Source organism: Pseudomonas cremoricolorata DSM 17059 = NBRC 16634, from assembly GCF_000425745.1.
Lineage (GTDB): Bacteria > Pseudomonadota > Gammaproteobacteria > Pseudomonadales > Pseudomonadaceae > Aquipseudomonas > Aquipseudomonas cremoricolorata.
Map to the genome: position 1 here is coordinate 24,320 of NZ_AUEA01000012.1, position 18,787 is coordinate 43,106.

The window sequence follows — 18,787 nt, forward strand, 5'->3', positions numbered from 1 at the left end:
CCGGCTAGCATTGCAAAGTCAGCAGGTACACAGAAAAGACCATGCAACTTGCCCGATATTTCCGAGACTAAGTGTGACTATTCGCAAAGGAGCGTAGGAAAGATGGAATCCGCCCAGGACACCCAAGGCCGCATTCTGCTGGTGGACGATGAGTCCGCCATCCTGCGTACCTTCCGTTATTGCCTTGAAGATGAAGGCTATAGCGTCGCCACGGCCAACAGCGCGAGCCAGGCAGACACGCTGCTGCAGCGTCAGGTGTTCGACCTGTGCTTCCTGGATTTGCGTCTGGGTGAAGACAACGGCCTCGACGTGCTGGCGCAGATGCGCATTCAGGCGCCGTGGATGCGCGTGGTCATCGTCACCGCGCACTCGGCGATCGACACCGCCGTCGATGCCATTCAGGCGGGCGCCGCCGACTACCTGGTCAAGCCGTGCAGCCCCGACCAACTGCGCCTGGCCACTGCCAAGCAGTTGGAGGTACGCCAGCTCTCGGCGCGCCTGGAAGCCCTCGAAGGCGAGGTGCGCAAGCCCAAGGACGGCCTCGACTCGCACAGCCCGGCGATGATGGTGGTGCTGGAGACCGCGCGCCAGGTGGCCACCACCGATGCCAACATTCTCATCCTCGGCGAGTCCGGCACCGGCAAGGGCGAACTGGCCCGCGCCATTCATGGCTGGAGCAAGCGGGCGCGCAAGTCGTGCGTGACCATCAACTGCCCGTCGCTGACCGCCGAGCTGATGGAAAGCGAGCTGTTCGGCCACAGCCGCGGCGCCTTCACCGGCGCCAGCGAAAGCACCTTGGGCCGGGTCAATCAGGCCGACGGCGGTACGTTGTTCCTCGATGAGATCGGCGACTTCCCGCTAACCCTGCAGCCCAAGCTGCTGCGTTTCATTCAGGACAAGGAATACGAGCGGGTCGGCGACCCGGTGACGCGCCGCGCCGATGTGCGCATTCTCGCCGCGACCAACCTCAACCTCGAGGAAATGGTCCGCGATGGCCGCTTCCGTGAAGACCTGCTGTACCGCCTCAACGTCATCACCTTGCATCTGCCGCCGTTGCGCGAGCGCAGCGAAGACATCCTGACCCTGGCCGAGCGCTTCCTGGCGCGGTTCGTCAAAGACTACTCACGGCCTGCGCGCGGCTTCACCGATGAAGCGCGCTCGGCACTGCTCAACTACCGCTGGCCGGGCAACATTCGCGAGCTGCGCAACGTCATCGAGCGGGCAAGCATCATCTGCCCACAGGAGCGGGTCGAGGTCAGCCACCTGGGCATGGGCGAGCAACCGAGCGGCAATGCGCCGCGGGTCGGCGCCGCATTGAGCCTGGATGAACTGGAGCGGGCGCACATCGGTGCGGTGCTGGCCACCAGCGACACCCTCGATCAGGCCGCCAAAACCCTCGGTATCGACGCCTCGACGCTGTACCGCAAGCGTAAGCAGTACAACCTGTGAAGTGGCCAATGAAGCTGCGCACGCGGCTGTTCCTGAGCATCTCGGCACTCATCACCGTGGCCTTGATGGGTTTGCTGCTGGGGCTGGTGAGCGTCATGCAGATGGCCTCCATGCAGCAGCGCATGCTCCAGCAGACCAGCCATGTGCTGGAAATGGGCGTCAAGCTGCGGCAGAACCTGGGCGAGCAGCTCACCCAGATCCTCGATGAAAGCCCTGATCGGGAGAGCCTGGGCAGCCTGCAACAGAACTTCCAGGCGTTGCTCGACAAAGGCCTGGAGGAGGGCGGTGAGCGCACCGGCTTCGCCGCCGTCAGCAACAGTTATCAGGATTTCCTCAAGGTCTACCGGGAAAGTGTCACGCCATCGCGGGAAATGGGCCTTGAACAGCCGCTGGGCATGGCCTTCGATCATGTCAGGCGCAACCTGATCGCCTCGAGCAGCCGGGCGCTCGACGAGATTTCCCGCACCGAAGAGAAAAATCACGACCAAGCCCTGTTGGTCAGCGGCGTGCTGGGCCTGATGGGCCTGGCGGTGCTGGTGCTTGGTTTCATCACCGCGCACAGCATCGCGCGGCGCTTCGGCCTTCCCATCGAGGCGCTGGCGCGGGCCGCCGACCAGGTCGGGCGCGGCAACTTCGATGTCACCCTGCCGGTCGCCCAGGCCAGCGAACTCAACCAGCTGACCCGCCGCTTCGGCCTGATGGCCGATGCCCTGCGCAAGCACCAGGCGACCAATATCGATGAACTGCTGGCCGGCCAGCAACGCTTGCAGGCGGTGCTCGACAGCATCGACGATGGCCTGCTGATCATCGATCCCGAAGGCCGCCTCGAGCACCTCAACCCGGTCGCCCAGCGCCAACTGGGCTGGGACGACGGGCGCATCGGCACGCCACTGGAAGAAGCCTTGCAGCGACCTGAACTGCAGCAGCAGTTGAGCCAGGTACTGCGTGGCGGCAACCTTGACCGGCCACCTGACGACCTGAGCCTGGAAGTCGGTGACGAAAATCGTCTGCTGACCTACAGCCTGACCCCGGTCAGCCACCCGCAAGGCCCGATCCTGGGCGCAGTGATGGTGCTGCGCGACGTCACCGAGCAGCGCGCCTTCGAGCGGGTGCGCAGCGAGTTCGTGTTGCGCGCCTCGCACGAGCTGCGTACGCCGATCACCGGCATGCACATGGCCTTCGGCCTGTTCCGTGAGCGGATCAAGTTCCCCGGCGACTCGCGTGAAAGCGACCTGCTCGACACCATTGGTGAAGAGATGCAGCGCCTCACGCAGTTGATCAACGACTTGCTCAACTTCTCTCGCTACCAGAGCGGCCTGCAGAAGCTCGACGTTGCGCCGTGCGACATTGAAACCCTCATGCAGCGGGCGCACGAGCGCTTCCAGGCCTCGGCCGCCGACAAGCAGATCGGGCTGGTGGTGGACATGGAACTACCGCTGCCACGCATCCAGGCCGATGTCGGCCAGCTCGACCGGGTGCTCGACAACCTGCTGCACAACGCCATCCGCCATACCCCTGCCGGTGGCAACATCCGCCTGCACGCCCGGCGCCACGCCGACCGGGTGATCGTCAGCGTCGAAGACAGTGGCGAGGGCATCGCCTACGGCCAGCAGGGGCGGATTTTCGAGCCCTTCGTACAGGTCGGGCGCAAGAAAGGCGGGGCTGGCCTGGGCCTGGCCCTGTGCAAAGAGATCGTGCAGTTGCACGGTGGCCGCATGGGCGTGTTCTCGCGGCCCGGCCAGGGCACGCAGTTCTACATGGCGCTGCCGGTCTGACGCGCACCGCCGTTCACGAACTGCCCGCAGCCAGCGGCCGGCTGCGGGCAAGCAGGGCGATGAACTGCTGGGCGCTGAGGGGCTGGGCGAACAACCAGCCCTGACCATAATTAACCCCCTCGCTGCTGAGCAGCAGCGCCTGCGCTTCGCACTCGATGCCCTCGGCGATCACTCGCAGGTGCAGCGAATGCGCCATGCGGATGATGTGCGGGGCCACGCCGCTGCTGGCGGCATCGTGGCCAAGGGCATCGATGAACGCCTTGTCGATCTTCAGGCAGTCCACCGGCAGGGTTTGCAGGTACGACAAGCTGCAGTAGCCAGTGCCGAAATCATCGATCAGCACCTGATGCCCCGAGGCGCGCAGCGCTTGCAGGTTGTCGCGCGCCACCACCACATCGATCAGGCCGCGCTCGGTGACTTCAAAGGCGATCTGCGTGGCCGACACCCGGTGCCGGGCCAACAGGCGGGCGGCGACCAGGCCGATGCGCGGCGCCATCACATCGCAGGCCGCAAGATTCACCGACACGTACAACTGGCGGTTGGCGCGCAGCACATGGCCGAGCTGCTCGAGCACGCGCTGCAGAACGAAATCGGTGATCTGGCGGATCTGCCCGGTGTTTTCCGCCATGGGAATGAACAGGTCGGGGCTGGTCAGGCTGCCGTCCTGCCGGTGCCAGCGCACCAGCGCCTCGGCGCCCACGCAGCGCCGGCTGGCAAGCTCGAAGATGGGCTGGTAGAGCACTTGCAGCTCGCCGCGGCGCAGCGCCTGTTGCAGCGCCGAGCTCATCGAGCGCCGGCGCTCGATCCATTGCAGAGTCAACCAACCGATGCAAGCGGCCAGCAGCAGGCTGACCGGAAACAGCAACCACAGCGGCCCGTCGAGGCGCACGGGCTGGTTGGCGCGGGGCGCGATCAGCACCAGCTGGTAGTCGGGGGAGCGGGTCGGCATGCGGTAGACGAGCTTGTCGCTCATTTCGAGTAAAGGGCTGTGCGAGCGCGGCGGCCAGTCTGCCGAGGGCGGCCATTGCTGCGCCGGACCCAGCACGGGGATCGCCCGGCTGCCATGGTCGAGCAGCACCAGCAGACTGCCGCCCGGCGGCAGGTCGACCACGTCGGTGAGATGGCCACGCGAGGTCGACACCAGAAACCGCCCGCGGCCGAGCATCAGCGCCGCCAGGTTGTCGTTGGGTTCGGTGCTGGTGTTGAGCCAGTAGCGGTAGGTGGGGCCTTGGATGTCGGCGGCCCGCTGCGGCTCGATCACCCGTTCGCCACCGCGGTTCGAACAGGCCTGGCTGGTATCGACGTAGGCCGCCTCATAGATGAAGCGTGAACGCAGGCCGACCTCCTGCAACGCTGTCTTCATCGCCGCGTCGCAGCCGCGCAGGGGTTGCGCCTGCAAGGTATCGACGCCCTGGCGCAGCTCGCCGAAGACCTGCTCCAGGCGCTCGCGGAAACGCTCGCCCTGGGCGTTCATCTGCGCGCTTTCTTCCCGGTTCATCTGCTGCACGGCAAGGCCGACGCTGGCAGCCAGCAACAGCCCAGCGCTGACCACTGCCGCAAGTACGGCGAGCAGCCAGGGACGGTCGAAAATCTGACGCAGGGCGGTTGGGGGGGCGGGCATGCGCAGCATCCAGTTGAATACACGCAGGTATAGCAACTGGCGCAGGTTTCAGCCTGCCCGTTGGGCGGGGTTCATCGACCTTTCATCTGTGCAGGGGCACCCGCCCTCAGCGCATGTGGTTGAGCACCTGAAGCATGGCTGCGGTCTGCGCATCCGGCTGGCCGTCATAGCGCTGCGGGCGGAAGCGCATCTGGAAGGCGGTGATCACCTGACGCGTGGCCTGGTCCAGCTCGCCGTTCTGCGGCACCGCGTAGCCGAAGCGCGCCAGCTGCTGCTGATACCAGACGATCGACGGCGGGCTGACTGCGAATATGGCTTGCTGACGGGCCACGGCATTGGCGTCGGGCCACAGCCCCAGGCCCGCATCGGCCAGGCGCTTCCAGGGGAACAACGGCCCCGGATCGAGCTTGCGCAGGGGGGCGATATCGCTGTGGCCAACGATGTAGCGCGGCTGGATGGCGTTGCGTTTAACGATGTCCTTGACCAAGGCGATCACGGCCTGGATCTGCTGCTCGCTGTACGGGTGCCAGACCCGCCCCTGCGGGGTGTCGGTGAAGCCGGGATTGACGATTTCGATGCCGATCGAGGTGGAGTTGAGCCAGGTACGGCCATCCCACTGGCTGTCGCCGGCATGCCAGGCGCGACGGCTCTCGTCGACCAGCTGGTAGACCGTGGCAGGGCCGTCGCCGATCAGGTAATGGCTGCTGACTTCGCCATGGGTCAGCAGCGCCATCGAGCGCTCGAGCGAGGCATTGGTGTAGTGCAGGACGACGAACTGGATGCGCCCATCCTGGTTGGCCGAGACATGGCTGCGGTCGATGCGCAGGCCGGACGAGCAACCGGCCAGCAGTAACACGAGAACAGAGGTGATGAGCGCTTTCATGGGGCCTACGGTGGGCTGAGTCGGTGACGCGACAGCATAACGCAAGCGCCGCGATGACTCAGCCCTGTTCGACGCGATTGCGTCCTTGCGCCTTGGCCCGGTACAGCGCCTGATCGGCGCGCTTGAGCACGGCGTCGCTGCGCTCGGCGGGGTTGAAGGCGCTGACACCGATGCACAGGGTGATGGTCACCGGCTCACCCTTGAAGTGGAACGGGCAGGCCTCGACGGCGGCGCGCAGGCTATCGGCGAACTGCGCAGCGGCGCTCAGCGGCGTCTGCGGCATCAGCAGGACGAATTCTTCACCGCCGAAACGGGCGATGAAATCCCGCGCGCGCAGGCGTTTGCTCAGCACGTTGGCGACGATCTTCAGCACTTTGTCGCCCGCCAGGTGGCCGTAGCCATCGTTGATGCGCTTGAAGTGATCGAGGTCGATGATCGCCATCGACAACTGCCCACCCTGGTTGTGCCAGGCCTGTACTTCCTGCTCGATGCGTTCGGCCCAGGCCGCGCGGTTGGGCAGCCCGGTGAGCGGATCGAGCAGGGCTTTCTGGCGTTGTTCCTCGAGGTGCTCGCGGTAGCCGAGCGCCTCTTGCTCCATGCCCGCCACGCGCGCGGCCAGGCCGTGCAGGCGTGCGGCCAGTTCCTGCTCGCGTTGGTCGCGGGCGTGCTGGTGGGCATCCAGGGTGCCGAGCAGGCCTTCGAAGCGGCTGTCAAGCACCTGCTTCAGGCTGGCCAGGTCGGAGGCGCCCTTGACGCTGCTCTGCAGGCCATCGACCTGCTCGCGCAGCTGGCTGTCGAGCTGCTGCGCCGCGACGCTGTTGTCGGCGTGACCGGCGCTGGCGTCCTGCAAGTGGCCATGGAACGCTTCGAGGCGTTCATTGAGCTGCTGCAGGTAGGCCTCGAACTCATGCTTGCCACTGTCGGTGATCGCCAGCATGAACACGGCCAGGTCATCGAGAATCGGGATCAGCTCGTACCAGTTCAGGCCCCGGGCGACCCGCTCGCGCATGGCCAGTGCCTGATCCTTGTAGTGCTCGGGCAGGTTGAGGTCATCGAGCAGGCCGAGCAGGGTCTGCTCGATATGCACGGCCACCTGGCTGTAGGGAGGCTCAAGGGCCTGGGGCAGGGCGTACGGGCCGTCTTCGGCGGCGCAGGTGTCGGCCAGGGCGGGCAACGGCGCGGCGGCGGGCGCAGCAGGCTCGAGGACGCGCTGTTCGTCAGTGGCTGTGGCCGTGGCTTCGGCAGAGTGCGCAGCAGGTACAGCGGCTTCGTCAGCGGCTTGCGCGACAGGCGCCGGGGCGTGGACTGTCGGTGCCGGGGCCTGCATGAGCTGCTGCGGGGTCTGGGTCGATGATTCACTCGCGGCTTCGACCACGGCGGCCGCAACCGGTGCTGGCATCGGCTCTGGCTCGATAGGGGGCTCCGGCGCGACCGAGGGTGATGCAGAAGGCGCAACCGGCGCGGCCTCGGCAGCCGGAGTCGAAGTCGGAGTCGGAGCCGGAGCCGGTTGGGGCTGTAGCGGCGCGGTGGGTTCGGCCAGCGCTTCAGCGCTTTCCCGCGCCCCGAACAAGCGTTGCAGCAAGCCTGGGCGAGCGTCGTCCGGCGCCTTTTTCAGCGCAGCCAGGGCACGTTCCTGCAAGCCGCTGAGCTCACCCAGCAGCGGCGGCAAGTCGCGGGACTGGCCGACACCCCCGTCGATCTTCTTGCCGAGCTTCTTCAGCGCCCGGGTGTGTTCTGCGGGCAGCGGCAGGCCCTGCAATTGATCGACCAGCGAGGTCAGCGCTTCGCGCACCTGGTTCATACGGGTTTCGCGGCGGTGCTCGGAGTCGAGCACGGCCTTTTCCAGCCGCGGAATCAGCCCGGCCAGGCCGGCGTCCATGTTGTCGCTGCGGATCACCTCGCGCATTTCCTTCATGCACAGGTCGACCGCCTTGTCGCTGCCTTCGGCCGCCAGCGTGCTGCGCACCAGCCCCCGGCGCAGCAGGTCGAGGCGCGCATCCCAGCGGCGCTCGATCTTGTCGTGCTGCTCGATGGTCTTGAGGTACTTCTCTTTCCAACGCTCGGCGTCGTCTGTCATGCCCGGGGTCCGCTAGGGGTGGTGGCATTGCCTGACCCGGTGGGGCGTCAGCGCAAGACCGGCAGCGTATCCACAGTCAGGGCGTCAGGCAAACGAATCTCCACGGCCACGGGGAGGTGGTCGGAAATCGGCTGGGCGAGGACTTCGACCCGCTCCAGGGTCAGGCTGGGGCTGAGCAGGATGTGGTCAAGGCAGCGCTGTGGGCGCCAGCTGGGGAAGGTCGCTTCGACCTGCGGGGCGACCAGTCCGAGATCGCGCAAGGGCGAGTGCTCGAGCAGGTCGGAAGCATGGGTATTCATGTCGCCCATCAGCACCTGATGGCGGTAGCCGCCGATCAATTCACGCACATAGGCCAACTGGCGGGCACGGGTCTTGGCGCCGAGGGCCAGGTGCATCATCACCACGATCAGGGCGTCCGGACCTTCGCCGAAGCGCACCAGAATGGCGCCACGCCCGGAAGGGCCTGGCAGCGGGTGATCTTCCAGTTGCTGGGGCTTGAGCCGGCTGAGCACGCCGTTGCTGTGCTGGGCGAAACGGCCCAGGTTGCGGTTGAGCTGCTGGTACCAGTAGGGGAAGGCGCCGAGCTGAGCCAAGTGCTCAACCTGGTTGACGTAACCCGAGCGCAGGCTGCCGCCGTCGGCTTCCTGCAACGCCACCAGGTCGAAGTCGGCCAGTAGCTGGCCGATCTTCTGCAGGTTGCCGGCGCGCCCGGTGTGCGGCAGCAGGTGCTGCCAGCTACGGGTCAGGTAATGGTGGTAGCGCTCGGTACTGATGCCCACCTGAATGTTGAAACTGAGCAGCCGCAGGCGACCATCTTCCGGCAGACCGGTGGTCTGCAGGTGATGTTCGTTGACCTGCGGCTGGTGCAGGCCGATACCACGAATGGGATTGGACCGGCGCATGGCTTGCCCCTTATTTGGCGGCGCGTTCCTTGGCAATCAGCTGGTCGGCCACGCTCAGCACGCCATCCGGCCCGCCTGCGGTGCCCAGGTCGAAGCGGTATTTACCGTTGACCACCATGCTTGGAACGCCGGTGATTTCATACTTCTTCGCCAGTGCCTTGGCCTGCTGGACCTGGCCCTTGATGGCGAACGAGTTGAAGGTGGAGAGGAACTTGTCCTTGTCGACGCCCTGGGTGGCGAGGAAGTCAGCCATGTCTTGAGGGTCGGTCAGGCGCTTGCGCTGGTTCTGGATGGCGTCGAACACGGCGTCATGCACTTTCTGCTCGACGCCCATCGCTTCGAGGGTGAGGAACATCTGGCCATGGGCATCCCATGGACCGCCGAACATGGCCGGTACGCGCTTGAAGTTGACGTCCTGCGGCAGCTTGCTGATCCAGGGATTGAGGGTCGGCTCGAAGTGGTAGCAATGCGGGCAGCCGTACCAGAACAGCTCGACGACTTCGATCTTGCCAGGCTGGGATACGGGAACAGGGTTGCTCAGCTCGATGTATTGCTCGCCTGCCTTGGCGGGCTCGGCGGCCTGGACACCGGCCATACCGAATACGCTGGCGGCGACCAGCGTGGCGCTGAGAATCAGTTTACGCATGCTTCACTCCTGGGCTGTCTTGAAACGCCGCGATGACGACCGAGCTGTGACCGGCCGGGGCGGGCGTGAGTTCTGTAGTGTAACGGCAGTGGGCAAGAAAAAGGGCAGCCACGCTGCCCTTTCATCTTTTGCCAAGCGCATTAACCGAACGTTAATGCAGGCCCTGGATGTAGCTCGACAGCGCTTCGATATCCTTGTTGCTGAGCTTGCTGGCGATCGAGCGCATGGTCATGGCATCGCCATCGTTGGTGCGGTTGCCTTCGCGGAAGTCGGTGAGCTGCTTGCTCACGTATTGCGCATGCTGGCCGCTCAGGTGGGGGAAGCCGGCCAGAGCCAGGCCTGCGCCGTCGGGGGAGTGGCAGCCGGTGCAGGCGGGCATGCCCTTTTCGAGGTCACCGCCGTTGAACAGGGCCCGGCCACGTTCCACCAACTGCGGGTCGGCGGCGCCCACGCTGCCTTTCTGGCTGGCGAAGTAGGCTGCGATGTCGGCGATGTCCTGGTCATTGAGGCCGGCCAGCATGCCGGTCATTTCCAGCACCTGGCGCTTGCCGGACTGGATATCGTGCAGTTGCTTTTCCAGGTAGCGCTCGCCCTGGCCGGCGAGTTTCGGGAAGTTGGGCGCTAGGCTGTTACCGTCGGGGTTGTGGCAGGCGCCGCAGATGGCCGTCTTGCCCTGGCCTGCGGCGGCGTCGCCCTTGATCGGTTGCGCAGCATGGGCTACGCCGGCGACGCCAATGGTCAACAGCAGACTCACGAATAGTTTGTTCATCAGCTAATCCAACACGGCTAAGAGTGAAATGTTATGTATCGGGACTGCCGCTCATCCAGAGGATGACCAACCGGTAGTCCTCGGTACTGCAGTCCGTGCACAATCCACGCGGCGGCATAGCCTTGAAACCCTGGATCATTGCGCCACCCGCACCTGCATGCCTTGTAGCAGTCCGCACACATGCGGTTGTACAACGCCTCGCAAGCCTGTGTAGCCTGAGCGCCGGAAACGGCTGGATACACCGTAGGCAATCGCCGTTTCACCTTGCTCGATGACCTTTCAGGGCTGGGCGCCGCGCTGCGTTCTATGCGCAAGCTGTTGGTCGGCACCCGTACGCACCACCCTTCGCCGGGATAATGCGCACACAAAAACTGGGGCATTATATACTTCCGCCATCCAAACGGAAACGACACCGCTTGCCGCACAGGTCATTGCGCCTGCTTGCGGCAACACCCACATCGGATATCCCATGCAAGTCAAGAACCCCATCCTCGGCCTGTGCCAGAAAGCCACCTTCGCCCTCAGCGCCGCCAAGGTCGACCAATGTCCCAGCGACCAGGGTTACGAGGTGGCCTTCGCCGGCCGTTCCAACGCCGGCAAATCCAGCGCCCTCAACACCCTGACCCACGCCAGCCTGGCGCGCACCTCGAAAACCCCGGGCCGCACGCAGTTGCTGAACTTCTTCAGCCTGGATGAGCAACGGCGTCTGGTCGACTTGCCCGGCTACGGTTACGCGAAGGTGCCGATTCCGCTCAAGCAGCATTGGCAGCGCCACCTCGAAGCCTATCTGGGCGGGCGTGAATGCCTGCGCGGGGTGATCCTGATGATGGACGTTCGCCACCCCATGACCGACTTCGACAAGATGATGCTCGACTGGGCCCGCGCCAGCGGCATGCCCATGCACATTCTGCTGACCAAAGCCGACAAACTGACCTTCGGCGCCGCCAAGAACACCCTGCTCAAGGTGCAGGCAGAGATTCGCAAGGGCTGGGGCGAGGGCACCACCATCCAGCTGTTCTCGGCGCCCAAGCGCCAGGGTCTGGAAGAGGCGTATGGCGTGCTGGCCGGGTGGATGGAGCTGGAAGACAAGCCTGCAGAATGACCGTGGCGCCGGGCATCGACAGGTGCCCGGCGTGCACCGAAGGTCAAATCGCAGGCAAAAAAAACCCCGGACTTCGTATGGGGAGGGGGAAGTTCGGGGTCCAAGTCCGGACCGCTAGGGCGGGGTCCAGATATCTGCCAACACTTAACACAACATAGGAGCATCGAAAGGCTTCACCAGCCATTCAGTACGTCTGAGTCGCGCTTCACCGGTTTAGTTCCTGAACCGATGAAACAAATCGCGATAGCGTTCGCATCTCCAGGCATCAGGCAGCTTAACGCACCGGCTGGGCACTGCGACGTTCAGCCGCAGAGCCAACCGGCATCGTGCTCACGTTTCAGTGAGCCTCGTCCCAGTTCGAACCAATCCCCACCTCGACCAGCAGCGGTACATCCAGCTGCGCGGCGCCGCTCATATGCAGACGAATCTGCTGCGCCACCTGCTCGACCTGATCTTCACGCACCTCCAGCACCAGTTCGTCGTGCACCTGCAGAATCACCCGCGCGTCCAGGCCGCTCTCGCTCAGCCAGGCATCGACGGTGACCATCGCGCGCTTGATGATATCGGCCGCCGTGCCCTGCATCGGCGCGTTGATCGCGGTGCGCTCGGCGCCCTTGCGCAGGGCCGGGTTCTTGGCATTGATGTCGGGCAGGTACAGACGCCGGCCGAACAGGGTTTCGACGAAGCCTTGCTCGGCCGCCTGGGTGCGGGTGCGCTCCATGTAGGCCAGCACGCCGGGGTACTGGGTGAAGTAACGGTCGATGTACGCCTGCGACTGCTTGCGGTCGACGCCGATCTGGCGCGCCAGGCCAAACGAACTCATGCCGTAGATCAGGCCGAAGTTGATCGCCTTGGCGCTGCGTCGCTGGTCGTTGCTGACCGACTCCAGCGGCACCCCGAAGACTTCCGCAGCCGTGGCGCGGTGCACGTCCAGATCGTTCTGGAAGGCGTGCAGCAGGCCCTCGTCCTTGGCCAGGTGGGCCATGATGCGCAACTCGATCTGCGAGTAGTCGGCCGCCAGCAGTTTGTAGCCGGGGCTGGCGATGAACGCCTGGCGGATGCGCCGGCCTTCGGCGGTGCGGATCGGGATGTTCTGCAGGTTCGGGTCGCTGGAGGATAGCCGTCCGGTGGCTGCCACCGCCTGCTGGTAGGAGGTATGCACGCGCCCGGTACGCGGGTTGATCTGCTCGGGCAGCTTGTCGGTGTAGGTGCTCTTGAGCTTGCTCAGGGTGCGGTACTGCATCAGAACCTTGGGCAGCGGGTACTGCATCTCGGCCAGCTCGGCGAGCACCGCCTCGGCCGTGGAGGCCTGGCCTTTGGAGGTCTTGTTGAGGACCGGCATGCCGAGCTTGTCGTAGAGGATCACGCCAAGCTGCTTGGGCGAGCCGAGGTTGAATTGCTCGCCGGCCAGTTCGAAGGCTTCTTTCTCCAGGGCGGCCATCTTCTCGCCCAGTTCGCTGCTCTGCACCCGCAGCAGCTCGGCATCGACGAGCGCGCCTTGGCGCTCGATCTTCGCCAGTACCGGCACCAGCGGCATCTCGATGTCCATCAACACCGGCTGCACGCTTGGGGTCTTGGCCAGCAGCGCCTGCAAGGCATGGTGCAGGCGCAGGGTGATGTCGGCGTCTTCAGCGGCGTAAGGGCCAGCAGTTTCCAGCGGAATCTGGTTGAAGGTCAGCTTCTTCGCACCGCGCCCGGCGATGTCTTCGAAGGTGATGGTGGTGTGCTCCAGGTAGCGCAGGGCCAGGCTGTCCATGTCATGGCGGGTGGCCGTGGAGTTGAGCACGTAGGATTCGAGCAGGGTGTCGTAGGCCACCCCGCGCATCTCGATGCCCTGGGCCGGATCGCCGCCGATCGCGCAATTGGCGAGGATGTTGATGTCGTACTTGGCGTTCTGGCCGATCTTGCCCTTGGCCGGGTTTTCCAGCAGCGGCTTGAGCGCCAGCAATACCCGGTCACGGTCCAGCTGCGCCGGTGCGCCTTCATAGTCGTGCATCAGCGGCACGTAGGCCGCTTCATGGGGCTCGATGGCGAACGACAGGCCGACCAGTTGCGCCTGCTGCGCATCGAGGCTGGTGGTTTCGGTGTCGAAGGCGAACAGCGAGGCGTTGTTCAGGCGTTCGAGCCAATGCTGGAAACGCGCCTCGTCGAGGATGGTCTCGTACTTCGCCTCGACCTTTTCTGCCGGCGCCTTGGCCGGTGCGACGACGTCACCGACCTTGACCGCCTCACGCTGCACTTCGGCAACCCAGCTCTTGAACTCAAGGTCGTTGTACAGCTCGAGCAAGGTGTCGCGATCAGGCTCGGCGCACACCAGCGCTTCGACTTCGATGTCCAGCGGCACGTCGATCTTGATGGTCGCCAGCTCATAAGAGAGGAACGCTGCATCGCGGTGCTCTTCGAGTTTGGCGGCGAGGGTCTTGGCGCCGCGAATGCTGAGGCCCGCGACCTGGTCGAGGTTGGCATACACCTCGGCCAGACCACCGCCGATGCCGGTCAGCAGGCCGACTGCGGTCTTCTCGCCGACCCCGGGTACGCCCGGGATGTTGTCGACCTTGTCGCCCATCAGCGCGAGGAAGTCGATGATGTGTTCAGGGCCGACGCCGAACTTCTCGTGCACGCCGGCGATGTCCATCACGCTGCCGGTCATGGTGTTGACCAGGGTAATGTGCTCGTCCACCAACTGCGCCATGTCTTTGTCGCCGGTCGAGATGACCACCGGTCGGCCTTGCGCGGCGCTGCTGCGGGCGAGGGTGCCGATGACGTCATCGGCCTCGACGCCTTCGACGCACAGCAGTGGATAGCCCAGCGCGCGCACGCTGGCATGCAGCGGTTCGACCTGCATGCGCAGATCATCGGGCATGCTCGGCCGGTTGGCCTTGTACTCGGCGAACAGCGCATCGCGGAAAGTCCCGCCCTTGGCATCGAAGACCACGGCGAACAGGCTCTCGGGGTACTGCCGGCGCAAGCCCTTGAGCATGCTCAGCACGCCTTTCACCGCGCCGGTGGGCTTGCCCTTGGAGGTGGTCAGCGGCGGCAGCGCGTGAAACGCGCGGTACAGGTACGAGGAACCGTCCACCAGGACGAGGGGCGCGAGGCTCATGAGCAGATTCAACCTTTTCGACGGGTCCGGCGCTAGAATAGCCAGAATCATTGACGATAAAGGGACAAGGTTATCATGCGGACATTCAATCGCCTGTTACTGGCAGGCCTGCTGGCCAGCCTGCCCGTCCTCAGCCACGCTGTGGACGACGCGCCATCGGCCGATCCCGAGGTGACCATTCGCACGGAAGGCGACAGGACCATTCAGGAATACCGGCAAAACGGCTTCCTGTACGCGATCAAAGTCACGCCCAAACACGGCAAGCCTTACTTCCTGGTACGCGCCGACGGCTCCGACGGCAACTTCGTCCGCTCCGACCAGCCGGACATGCTGATTCCCTCGTGGAAAATCTTCGAGTGGTAAGCTGACGCGCGTATCGTTCACATCAACCCGGCACTTCCCGGCGGAAGTGCCTGCATGGGCAAATTTTCATCATGTCAGTCTTCACCCCCGTGACCCGGCCCGAGCTGGAAACCTTCGTCGCGCCCTATCGACTGGGCCGTTTGCTGGATTTCCAGGGCATCGCCGCCGGCACCGAAAACAGCAATTTTTTCGTCAGTCTGGAACAGGGTGAGTTCGTCCTGACACTGATCGAGCGCGGCCCCAGCGAAGACATGCCGTTCTTCATCGAACTGCTCGACGTGCTGCACGAGGCTGACATGCCAGTGCCCTATGCACTGCGCGATGCCGACGGCAATGCCCTGCGCGAGCTGTGCGGCAAGCCGGCGCTGCTGCAACCGCGGCTGTCCGGCAAGCACATCAAGACCCCGAACAACCAGCATTGCGCCCAGGTCGGCGAGCTGCTGGCACACATTCACCTGGCCACCCGCGAGCGCATCATCACCCGCCGCACCGACCGTGGCCTGGAATGGATGCTCAGTGCCGGCAGCGAGCTGGCTGCTGATCTGGAGCCCGCCCCACGCCAGCTGCTCGATCAGGCGCTGGTGGAAATCCAGGCGCACAAGGCGCAGATCCTCGGCTTGCCGCAAGCCAACCTGCATGCCGATCTGTTCCGCGACAACGTGATGTTCGAAGGCACCCACCTGACCGGGGTGATCGACTTCTACAACGCCTGTTCCGGGCCGATGCTGTATGACATCGCTATCACTCTCAACGACTGGTGCAGTTGCGCTGACGGCCATATCGACCTGCCGCGTGCCCAGGCGCTGCTGGCCGCCTACGCCGCGCTACGACCTTTCACCGCAAGCGAAGCCGAGCTGTGGCCGGTGATGCTGCGGGTCGCCTGCGTGCGCTTCTGGCTGTCGCGGCTGATCGCCGCCAAATCGTTCGCCGGCATGGACGTGATGATCCACGACCCGAGCGAGTTCGAGGTACGCCTGGCACAGCGGCAACAGGTCGCGCTGCACCTGCCGTTCGCCTTGTGAAACAGGGCAGGGCCGCTGTACGGCCCTGCCCAGCGGTTCAGAGCTGTTCCAGGCAGCCGGCCAGATCGCTGCCCAGTTTATCCAGCAAACGCTCATAGCCCGTGGCATCCACCGGATCGGTGCCGCCCAGGGCGTCGAGCTCGGCGAGGCGCACCGGCAGACCGGCGGTCAGGGTTTCGGCCAGACGCGGGCGCAACGGCGGCTCGCTGAACACGCAGGTCTTGCCCACTTCCTGCAGGCGCGCGCGCATCGCGGCAACATGCTGGGCGCCAGGCTGCACTTCCGAGGCAACGCTGAACACGCCGGTGTGCTTGAGGCCGTAGGCCGCTTCGAAGTAGTCGAACGCTTCGTGGAAGACGAAGAACGGCTTGCCGGCAACGCCCGCTACACGGGTTTTGATGCGCGCATCCAGCGCATCGAGGCGCTCGCTGAAGGCCGTCTTGTTGGCTTGGTAGCGCGCGGCGTTGGCCGGGTCCAGCCGGGACAGGTCGGCGGCCATCTTCGCCGCGATCACGCGGGCGTTGACGGTGGACAGCCACAGGTGTGCGTCAAGGCTTCCGGGACGGTGGTCGTGATCGTGGTCGTCGGTGCCTGCCGGAGTGTCGTGGGCTGCATGCTCGTCCTGATCATCATGGCCATGGCTGTCTTCGCCGAAGTGACGCAGGTGCATGCCCTTGAGGGTCATCACCGCCACAGTGGGCTTGCTGCGCGGGCCCAGTACGCGGGGCAGGAAGCTTTCCATGTCCGGGCCGATCCAGTACAGCAGGTCAGCGGAACCGACCTTGCGCACATCCGAAGGACGCAGGGCGTAGTGGTGTGGCGAGGCGCCCGGCGGCAGCAGCACGTCGGGGCTGCCGACGCCGTCCTGAACGGCGGCAGCGATCTGCTGAAGCGGTTTGATGCTGGTCAGCACACGCACGTCGGCATGCGCCGAGACGGTAAGAAAAGCGACAAAAAAAGCCAGGAATCGGGTCACGGGGAATACTCGGCTGGACAGAACAGGTAACATAATAACGTCTCCATCCAGAGCCGTCGCTGCCCATGTCCATCACCCCGCTGGCCCACCGTCCCCATGACCACTCCCGCTGCGTGCACAGCGCGCTGGCCGAAGCCGACGTCCTGTGCAACCGCCAGGGCCTGCGCCTGACCGCCTTGCGCCGTCGGGTGCTGGAGCTGGTCTGGCAAAGCCACAAGCCGCTGGGGGCCTACGACATCCTTGCAGTGCTCAGCGAACAGGACGGCCGTCGTGCCGCCCCCCCGACGGTGTACCGCGCCCTCGACTTCCTTCTGGAAAACGGCCTGGTGCACCGCATCGCCTCGCTCAACGCCTTCATCGGTTGCAGCCACCCCGAGCATGCCCACCAGGGCCAGTTCCTCATCTGCCGCAACTGCCACGTTGCGCTGGAGCTCGAACAGGCCAGCATCAGTGACGCCATCGTCGCTAGCGCAGCCGCGGTGAATTTCCAGGTCGAAGCACAGACCGTGGAGATCGTCGGCCTGTGCGGCAACTGCCGGAGCGCGGCATGAGCGAGGCGCTGATTCGTCTGGAGCAGGTGGGGGTCAGTTTTTCCGGGGAAACCGTGCTCGAGCGCATCGACCTGGCCGTGGCGCCACGGCAGATCGTCACCCTGATCGGCCCCAACGGCGCGGGCAAGACCACCTTGGTGCGCGCCGTGCTCGGCCTGCTCAAGCCGCACACCGGCAAGGTCTGGCGCCAGCCGCGCCTGCGCATCGGCTACATGCCGCAGAAGATTCAGGTCGACCCGACCCTGCCGCTGTCGGTGCTGCGCTTCCTGCGCCTGGTGCCTGGGGTCGACCGCGCAGCAGCGTTGGCGGCGTTGCAGGAAGTCGGTGCCGAGCAGGTCATCGACAGCCCGATCCAGACCGTTTCCGGCGGTGAGATGCAGCGCGTACTGCTGGCCCGGGCACTGCTGCGCAAGCCGCAACTGCTGGTGCTCGACGAGCCGGTGCAAGGGGTGGATGTGGTCGGGCAGTCCGAGCTGTACCGGCTGATCACCCGTCTGCGCGACCGCTATGGCTGCGGGGTGCTGATGGTCTCCCATGACCTGCACTTGGTGATGAGCGCCACCGACCAGGTGGTGTGCCTGAATCGCCATGTGTGCTGCTCGGGCCACCCCGAGCAGGTCAGCGGCGATCCGGCCTTCGTCGAACTGTTCGGCCAGACCGCGCCGAACCTTGCCGTCTACCACCACCATCACGATCACAGCCACGACCTGCATGGCGCGGTCATCACCCCCGAAACCCATGTTCACGGAGCGCACTGCAAGCATGGCTGATTTTCTTCTGTATGCCCTGCTTGCAGGCCTGGCCCTGGCCGTGGTGGCCGGCCCCCTGGGTTCGTTCGTGGTGTGGCGGCGCATGGCCTACTTTGGCGACACGTTGTCCCACGCCGCGCTGCTTGGCGTGGCCCTGGGCTTTGCCCTGGATGTCAGCCCAACCCTGGCGGTGACCGTCGGCTGCCTGTTGCTGGCGATCGTGCTGGTGACCTTGCAGCAACGTCAGCCCCTGGCCTCGGACACCCTGCTCGGGATTCTGGCGCCGAGCACCTTGTCGCTGGGCCTGGTGGTGCTGAGCTTCATGCACGATGTGCGCATCGACCTGATGGGCTACCTGTTCGGCGACCTGCTGGCCATCAGCCCCACGGATCTGGCCTGGATTCTTGGCGGTAGCGCGCTGGTGCTGTGCCTGCTGGCGGTGCTCTGGCGGCCGCTGCTGGCGGTGACCGTGCACGAAGAGCTGGCCACCGTCGAGGGCATGCCGGTGGCCGGGCTGCGCCTGGCGCTGATGCTGCTGATCGCCGTGGTGATTGCCGTGGCGATGAAGATCGTCGGCGTGCTGCTGATCACCTCGCTGCTGATCATCCCAGCGGCTGCGGCGCAGCGTCACGCCCGCTCGCCGGAGCAGATGGCGCTGGGCGCCAGCCTGCTGGGGATTACCGCGGTGTGCGCGGGCCTGGCGCTGTCGTGGTTCAAGGACACGCCGGCCGGACCTTCGATCGTGGTCAGTGCAGCGGTGCTATTCTTGCTCAGCCTGGCACTGCCAAAACGCTGAAGC

16 protein-coding genes and 1 pseudogene are annotated in these 18,787 nt (G+C 65.2%); 8 read left to right on the forward strand and 9 right to left on the reverse strand.

Features of this window, described 5'->3' with window-relative positions; genetic code table 11:
• The first annotated feature begins 102 nt into the window (after positions 1–102).
• Complete coding sequence (gene algB, locus H618_RS0114745) at positions 103–1,449, forward strand: sigma-54-dependent response regulator transcription factor AlgB (RefSeq protein WP_028695794.1); 1,347 nt, start codon at positions 103–105, stop codon at positions 1,447–1,449.
• Positions 1,446–3,224, forward strand: a complete 1,779-nt coding sequence (locus H618_RS0114750) for a KinB sensor domain-containing domain (RefSeq protein ID WP_028695795.1) — start codon at positions 1,446–1,448, stop codon at positions 3,222–3,224. The genes algB and H618_RS0114750 overlap by 4 nt, the downstream gene beginning before the upstream one ends.
• Positions 3,225–3,237: 13 nt before the next feature.
• On the opposite strand, the gene H618_RS0114755 is transcribed toward H618_RS0114750, so the two are convergent.
• The 7 genes and pseudogenes from H618_RS0114755 to H618_RS23485 all read right to left on the reverse strand — a co-directional run.
• On the reverse strand, positions 3,238–4,845 hold the full coding sequence (locus H618_RS0114755) for an EAL domain-containing protein (RefSeq protein ID WP_028695796.1): 1,608 nt from the start codon (positions 4,843–4,845) through the stop codon (positions 3,238–3,240).
• Positions 4,846–4,951: 106 nt separating this feature from the next.
• Positions 4,952–5,728 carry an N-acetylmuramoyl-L-alanine amidase gene (locus H618_RS0114760; RefSeq protein ID WP_028695797.1) on the reverse strand — a complete coding sequence of 259 codons (777 nt, stop codon included), beginning with the start codon at positions 5,726–5,728 and terminating at the stop codon, positions 4,952–4,954.
• A gap of 58 nt (positions 5,729–5,786) precedes the next feature.
• Positions 5,787–7,805 carry a GGDEF domain-containing protein gene (locus tag H618_RS0114765; RefSeq protein ID WP_028695798.1) on the reverse strand — a complete coding sequence of 673 codons (2,019 nt, stop codon included), beginning with the start codon at positions 7,803–7,805 and terminating at the stop codon, positions 5,787–5,789.
• A 47-nt stretch (positions 7,806–7,852) separates the two neighbouring features.
• On the reverse strand, positions 7,853–8,707 hold the full coding sequence (locus H618_RS0114770) for an endonuclease/exonuclease/phosphatase family protein (RefSeq protein WP_028695799.1): 855 nt from the start codon (positions 8,705–8,707) through the stop codon (positions 7,853–7,855).
• 10 nt (positions 8,708–8,717) lie between these two features.
• Complete coding sequence (dsbA, locus tag H618_RS0114775) at positions 8,718–9,353, reverse strand: thiol:disulfide interchange protein DsbA (protein ID WP_028695800.1); 636 nt, start codon at positions 9,351–9,353, stop codon at positions 8,718–8,720.
• A gap of 151 nt (positions 9,354–9,504) precedes the next feature.
• Positions 9,505–10,122, reverse strand: coding sequence for a c-type cytochrome (locus H618_RS0114780; RefSeq protein WP_028695801.1), 618 nt, complete (start codon positions 10,120–10,122; stop codon positions 9,505–9,507).
• A gap of 31 nt (positions 10,123–10,153) precedes the next feature.
• Positions 10,154–10,252, reverse strand: a pseudogene (locus H618_RS23485) (cytochrome C); the annotation flags it as partial.
• 339 nt (positions 10,253–10,591) lie between these two features.
• Here H618_RS23485 and yihA point away from each other — a divergent pair.
• The gene (gene yihA / locus H618_RS0114785; protein WP_028695802.1) at positions 10,592–11,224 is read left to right on the forward strand and encodes a ribosome biogenesis GTP-binding protein YihA/YsxC; all 633 of its coding nucleotides are present in this window, start codon (positions 10,592–10,594) and stop codon (positions 11,222–11,224) included.
• A gap of 337 nt (positions 11,225–11,561) precedes the next feature.
• Here yihA and polA read toward each other — a convergent pair whose 3' ends face one another.
• Positions 11,562–14,327, reverse strand: a complete 2,766-nt coding sequence (gene polA, locus H618_RS0114790) for a DNA polymerase I (RefSeq protein ID WP_028695803.1) — start codon at positions 14,325–14,327, stop codon at positions 11,562–11,564.
• A gap of 75 nt (positions 14,328–14,402) precedes the next feature.
• On the opposite strand from polA, the gene H618_RS0114795 reads away from it, so the two are divergent.
• Together H618_RS0114795 and H618_RS0114800 are read left to right on the forward strand one after the other, a co-directional pair.
• Positions 14,403–14,690, forward strand: coding sequence for a DUF2782 domain-containing protein (locus H618_RS0114795; RefSeq protein ID WP_028695804.1), 288 nt, complete (start codon positions 14,403–14,405; stop codon positions 14,688–14,690).
• A 71-nt stretch (positions 14,691–14,761) separates the two neighbouring features.
• Positions 14,762–15,712 carry a homoserine kinase gene (locus H618_RS0114800; RefSeq protein ID WP_028695805.1) on the forward strand — a complete coding sequence of 317 codons (951 nt, stop codon included), beginning with the start codon at positions 14,762–14,764 and terminating at the stop codon, positions 15,710–15,712.
• A 37-nt stretch (positions 15,713–15,749) separates the two neighbouring features.
• On the opposite strand, the gene H618_RS0114805 is transcribed toward H618_RS0114800, so the two are convergent.
• On the reverse strand, positions 15,750–16,688 hold the full coding sequence (locus tag H618_RS0114805; protein ID WP_028695806.1) for a zinc ABC transporter substrate-binding protein: 939 nt from the start codon (positions 16,686–16,688) through the stop codon (positions 15,750–15,752).
• Positions 16,689–16,753: 65 nt separating this feature from the next.
• Here H618_RS0114805 and zur point away from each other — a divergent pair, with 65 nt between their 5' ends.
• The 3 genes from zur to znuB are packed head-to-tail and all read left to right on the forward strand — an operon-like array spanning position 16,754 to position 18,784.
• Complete coding sequence (gene zur / locus H618_RS0114810; protein WP_028695807.1) at positions 16,754–17,239, forward strand: zinc uptake transcriptional repressor Zur; 486 nt, start codon at positions 16,754–16,756, stop codon at positions 17,237–17,239.
• Positions 17,236–18,009, forward strand: coding sequence for a zinc ABC transporter ATP-binding protein ZnuC (znuC, locus tag H618_RS0114815; RefSeq protein ID WP_028695808.1), 774 nt, complete (start codon positions 17,236–17,238; stop codon positions 18,007–18,009). Before zur ends, znuC begins: the two co-directional genes overlap by 4 nt.
• Positions 18,002–18,784, forward strand: a complete 783-nt coding sequence (znuB, locus tag H618_RS0114820) for a zinc ABC transporter permease subunit ZnuB (protein ID WP_028695809.1) — start codon at positions 18,002–18,004, stop codon at positions 18,782–18,784. The genes znuC and znuB overlap by 8 nt, the downstream gene beginning before the upstream one ends.
• The last annotated feature ends 3 nt before the right edge of the window (positions 18,785–18,787 follow it).

What these genes read in the sequence shown, in the direction of transcription:
- H618_RS0114800 (WP_028695805.1), top strand. Translation starts at nt 14,762, where the DNA reads ATGTCAGTCTTCACCCCCGTGACCCGGCCCGAGCTGGAAACCTTCGTC.
- znuC (WP_028695808.1), top strand. Translation starts at nt 17,236, where the DNA reads ATGAGCGAGGCGCTGATTCGTCTGGAGCAGGTGGGGGTCAGTTTTTCC.
- H618_RS0114755 (WP_028695796.1), bottom strand. Translation starts at nt 4,845, where the DNA reads ATGCCCGCCCCCCCAACCGCCCTGCGTCAGATTTTCGACCGTCCCTGG.
- yihA (WP_028695802.1), top strand. Translation starts at nt 10,592, where the DNA reads ATGCAAGTCAAGAACCCCATCCTCGGCCTGTGCCAGAAAGCCACCTTC.
- dsbA (WP_028695800.1), bottom strand. Translation starts at nt 9,353, where the DNA reads ATGCGTAAACTGATTCTCAGCGCCACGCTGGTCGCCGCCAGCGTATTC.
- H618_RS0114795 (WP_028695804.1), top strand. Translation starts at nt 14,403, where the DNA reads ATGCGGACATTCAATCGCCTGTTACTGGCAGGCCTGCTGGCCAGCCTG.
- H618_RS0114760 (WP_028695797.1), bottom strand. Translation starts at nt 5,728, where the DNA reads ATGAAAGCGCTCATCACCTCTGTTCTCGTGTTACTGCTGGCCGGTTGC.
- H618_RS0114765 (WP_028695798.1), bottom strand. Translation starts at nt 7,805, where the DNA reads ATGACAGACGACGCCGAGCGTTGGAAAGAGAAGTACCTCAAGACCATC.
- polA (WP_028695803.1), bottom strand. Translation starts at nt 14,327, where the DNA reads ATGAGCCTCGCGCCCCTCGTCCTGGTGGACGGTTCCTCGTACCTGTAC.
- H618_RS0114780 (WP_028695801.1), bottom strand. Translation starts at nt 10,122, where the DNA reads ATGAACAAACTATTCGTGAGTCTGCTGTTGACCATTGGCGTCGCCGGC.
- znuB (WP_028695809.1), top strand. Translation starts at nt 18,002, where the DNA reads ATGGCTGATTTTCTTCTGTATGCCCTGCTTGCAGGCCTGGCCCTGGCC.
- zur (WP_028695807.1), top strand. Translation starts at nt 16,754, where the DNA reads ATGTCCATCACCCCGCTGGCCCACCGTCCCCATGACCACTCCCGCTGC.
- H618_RS0114770 (WP_028695799.1), bottom strand. Translation starts at nt 8,707, where the DNA reads ATGCGCCGGTCCAATCCCATTCGTGGTATCGGCCTGCACCAGCCGCAG.
- algB (WP_028695794.1), top strand. Translation starts at nt 103, where the DNA reads ATGGAATCCGCCCAGGACACCCAAGGCCGCATTCTGCTGGTGGACGAT.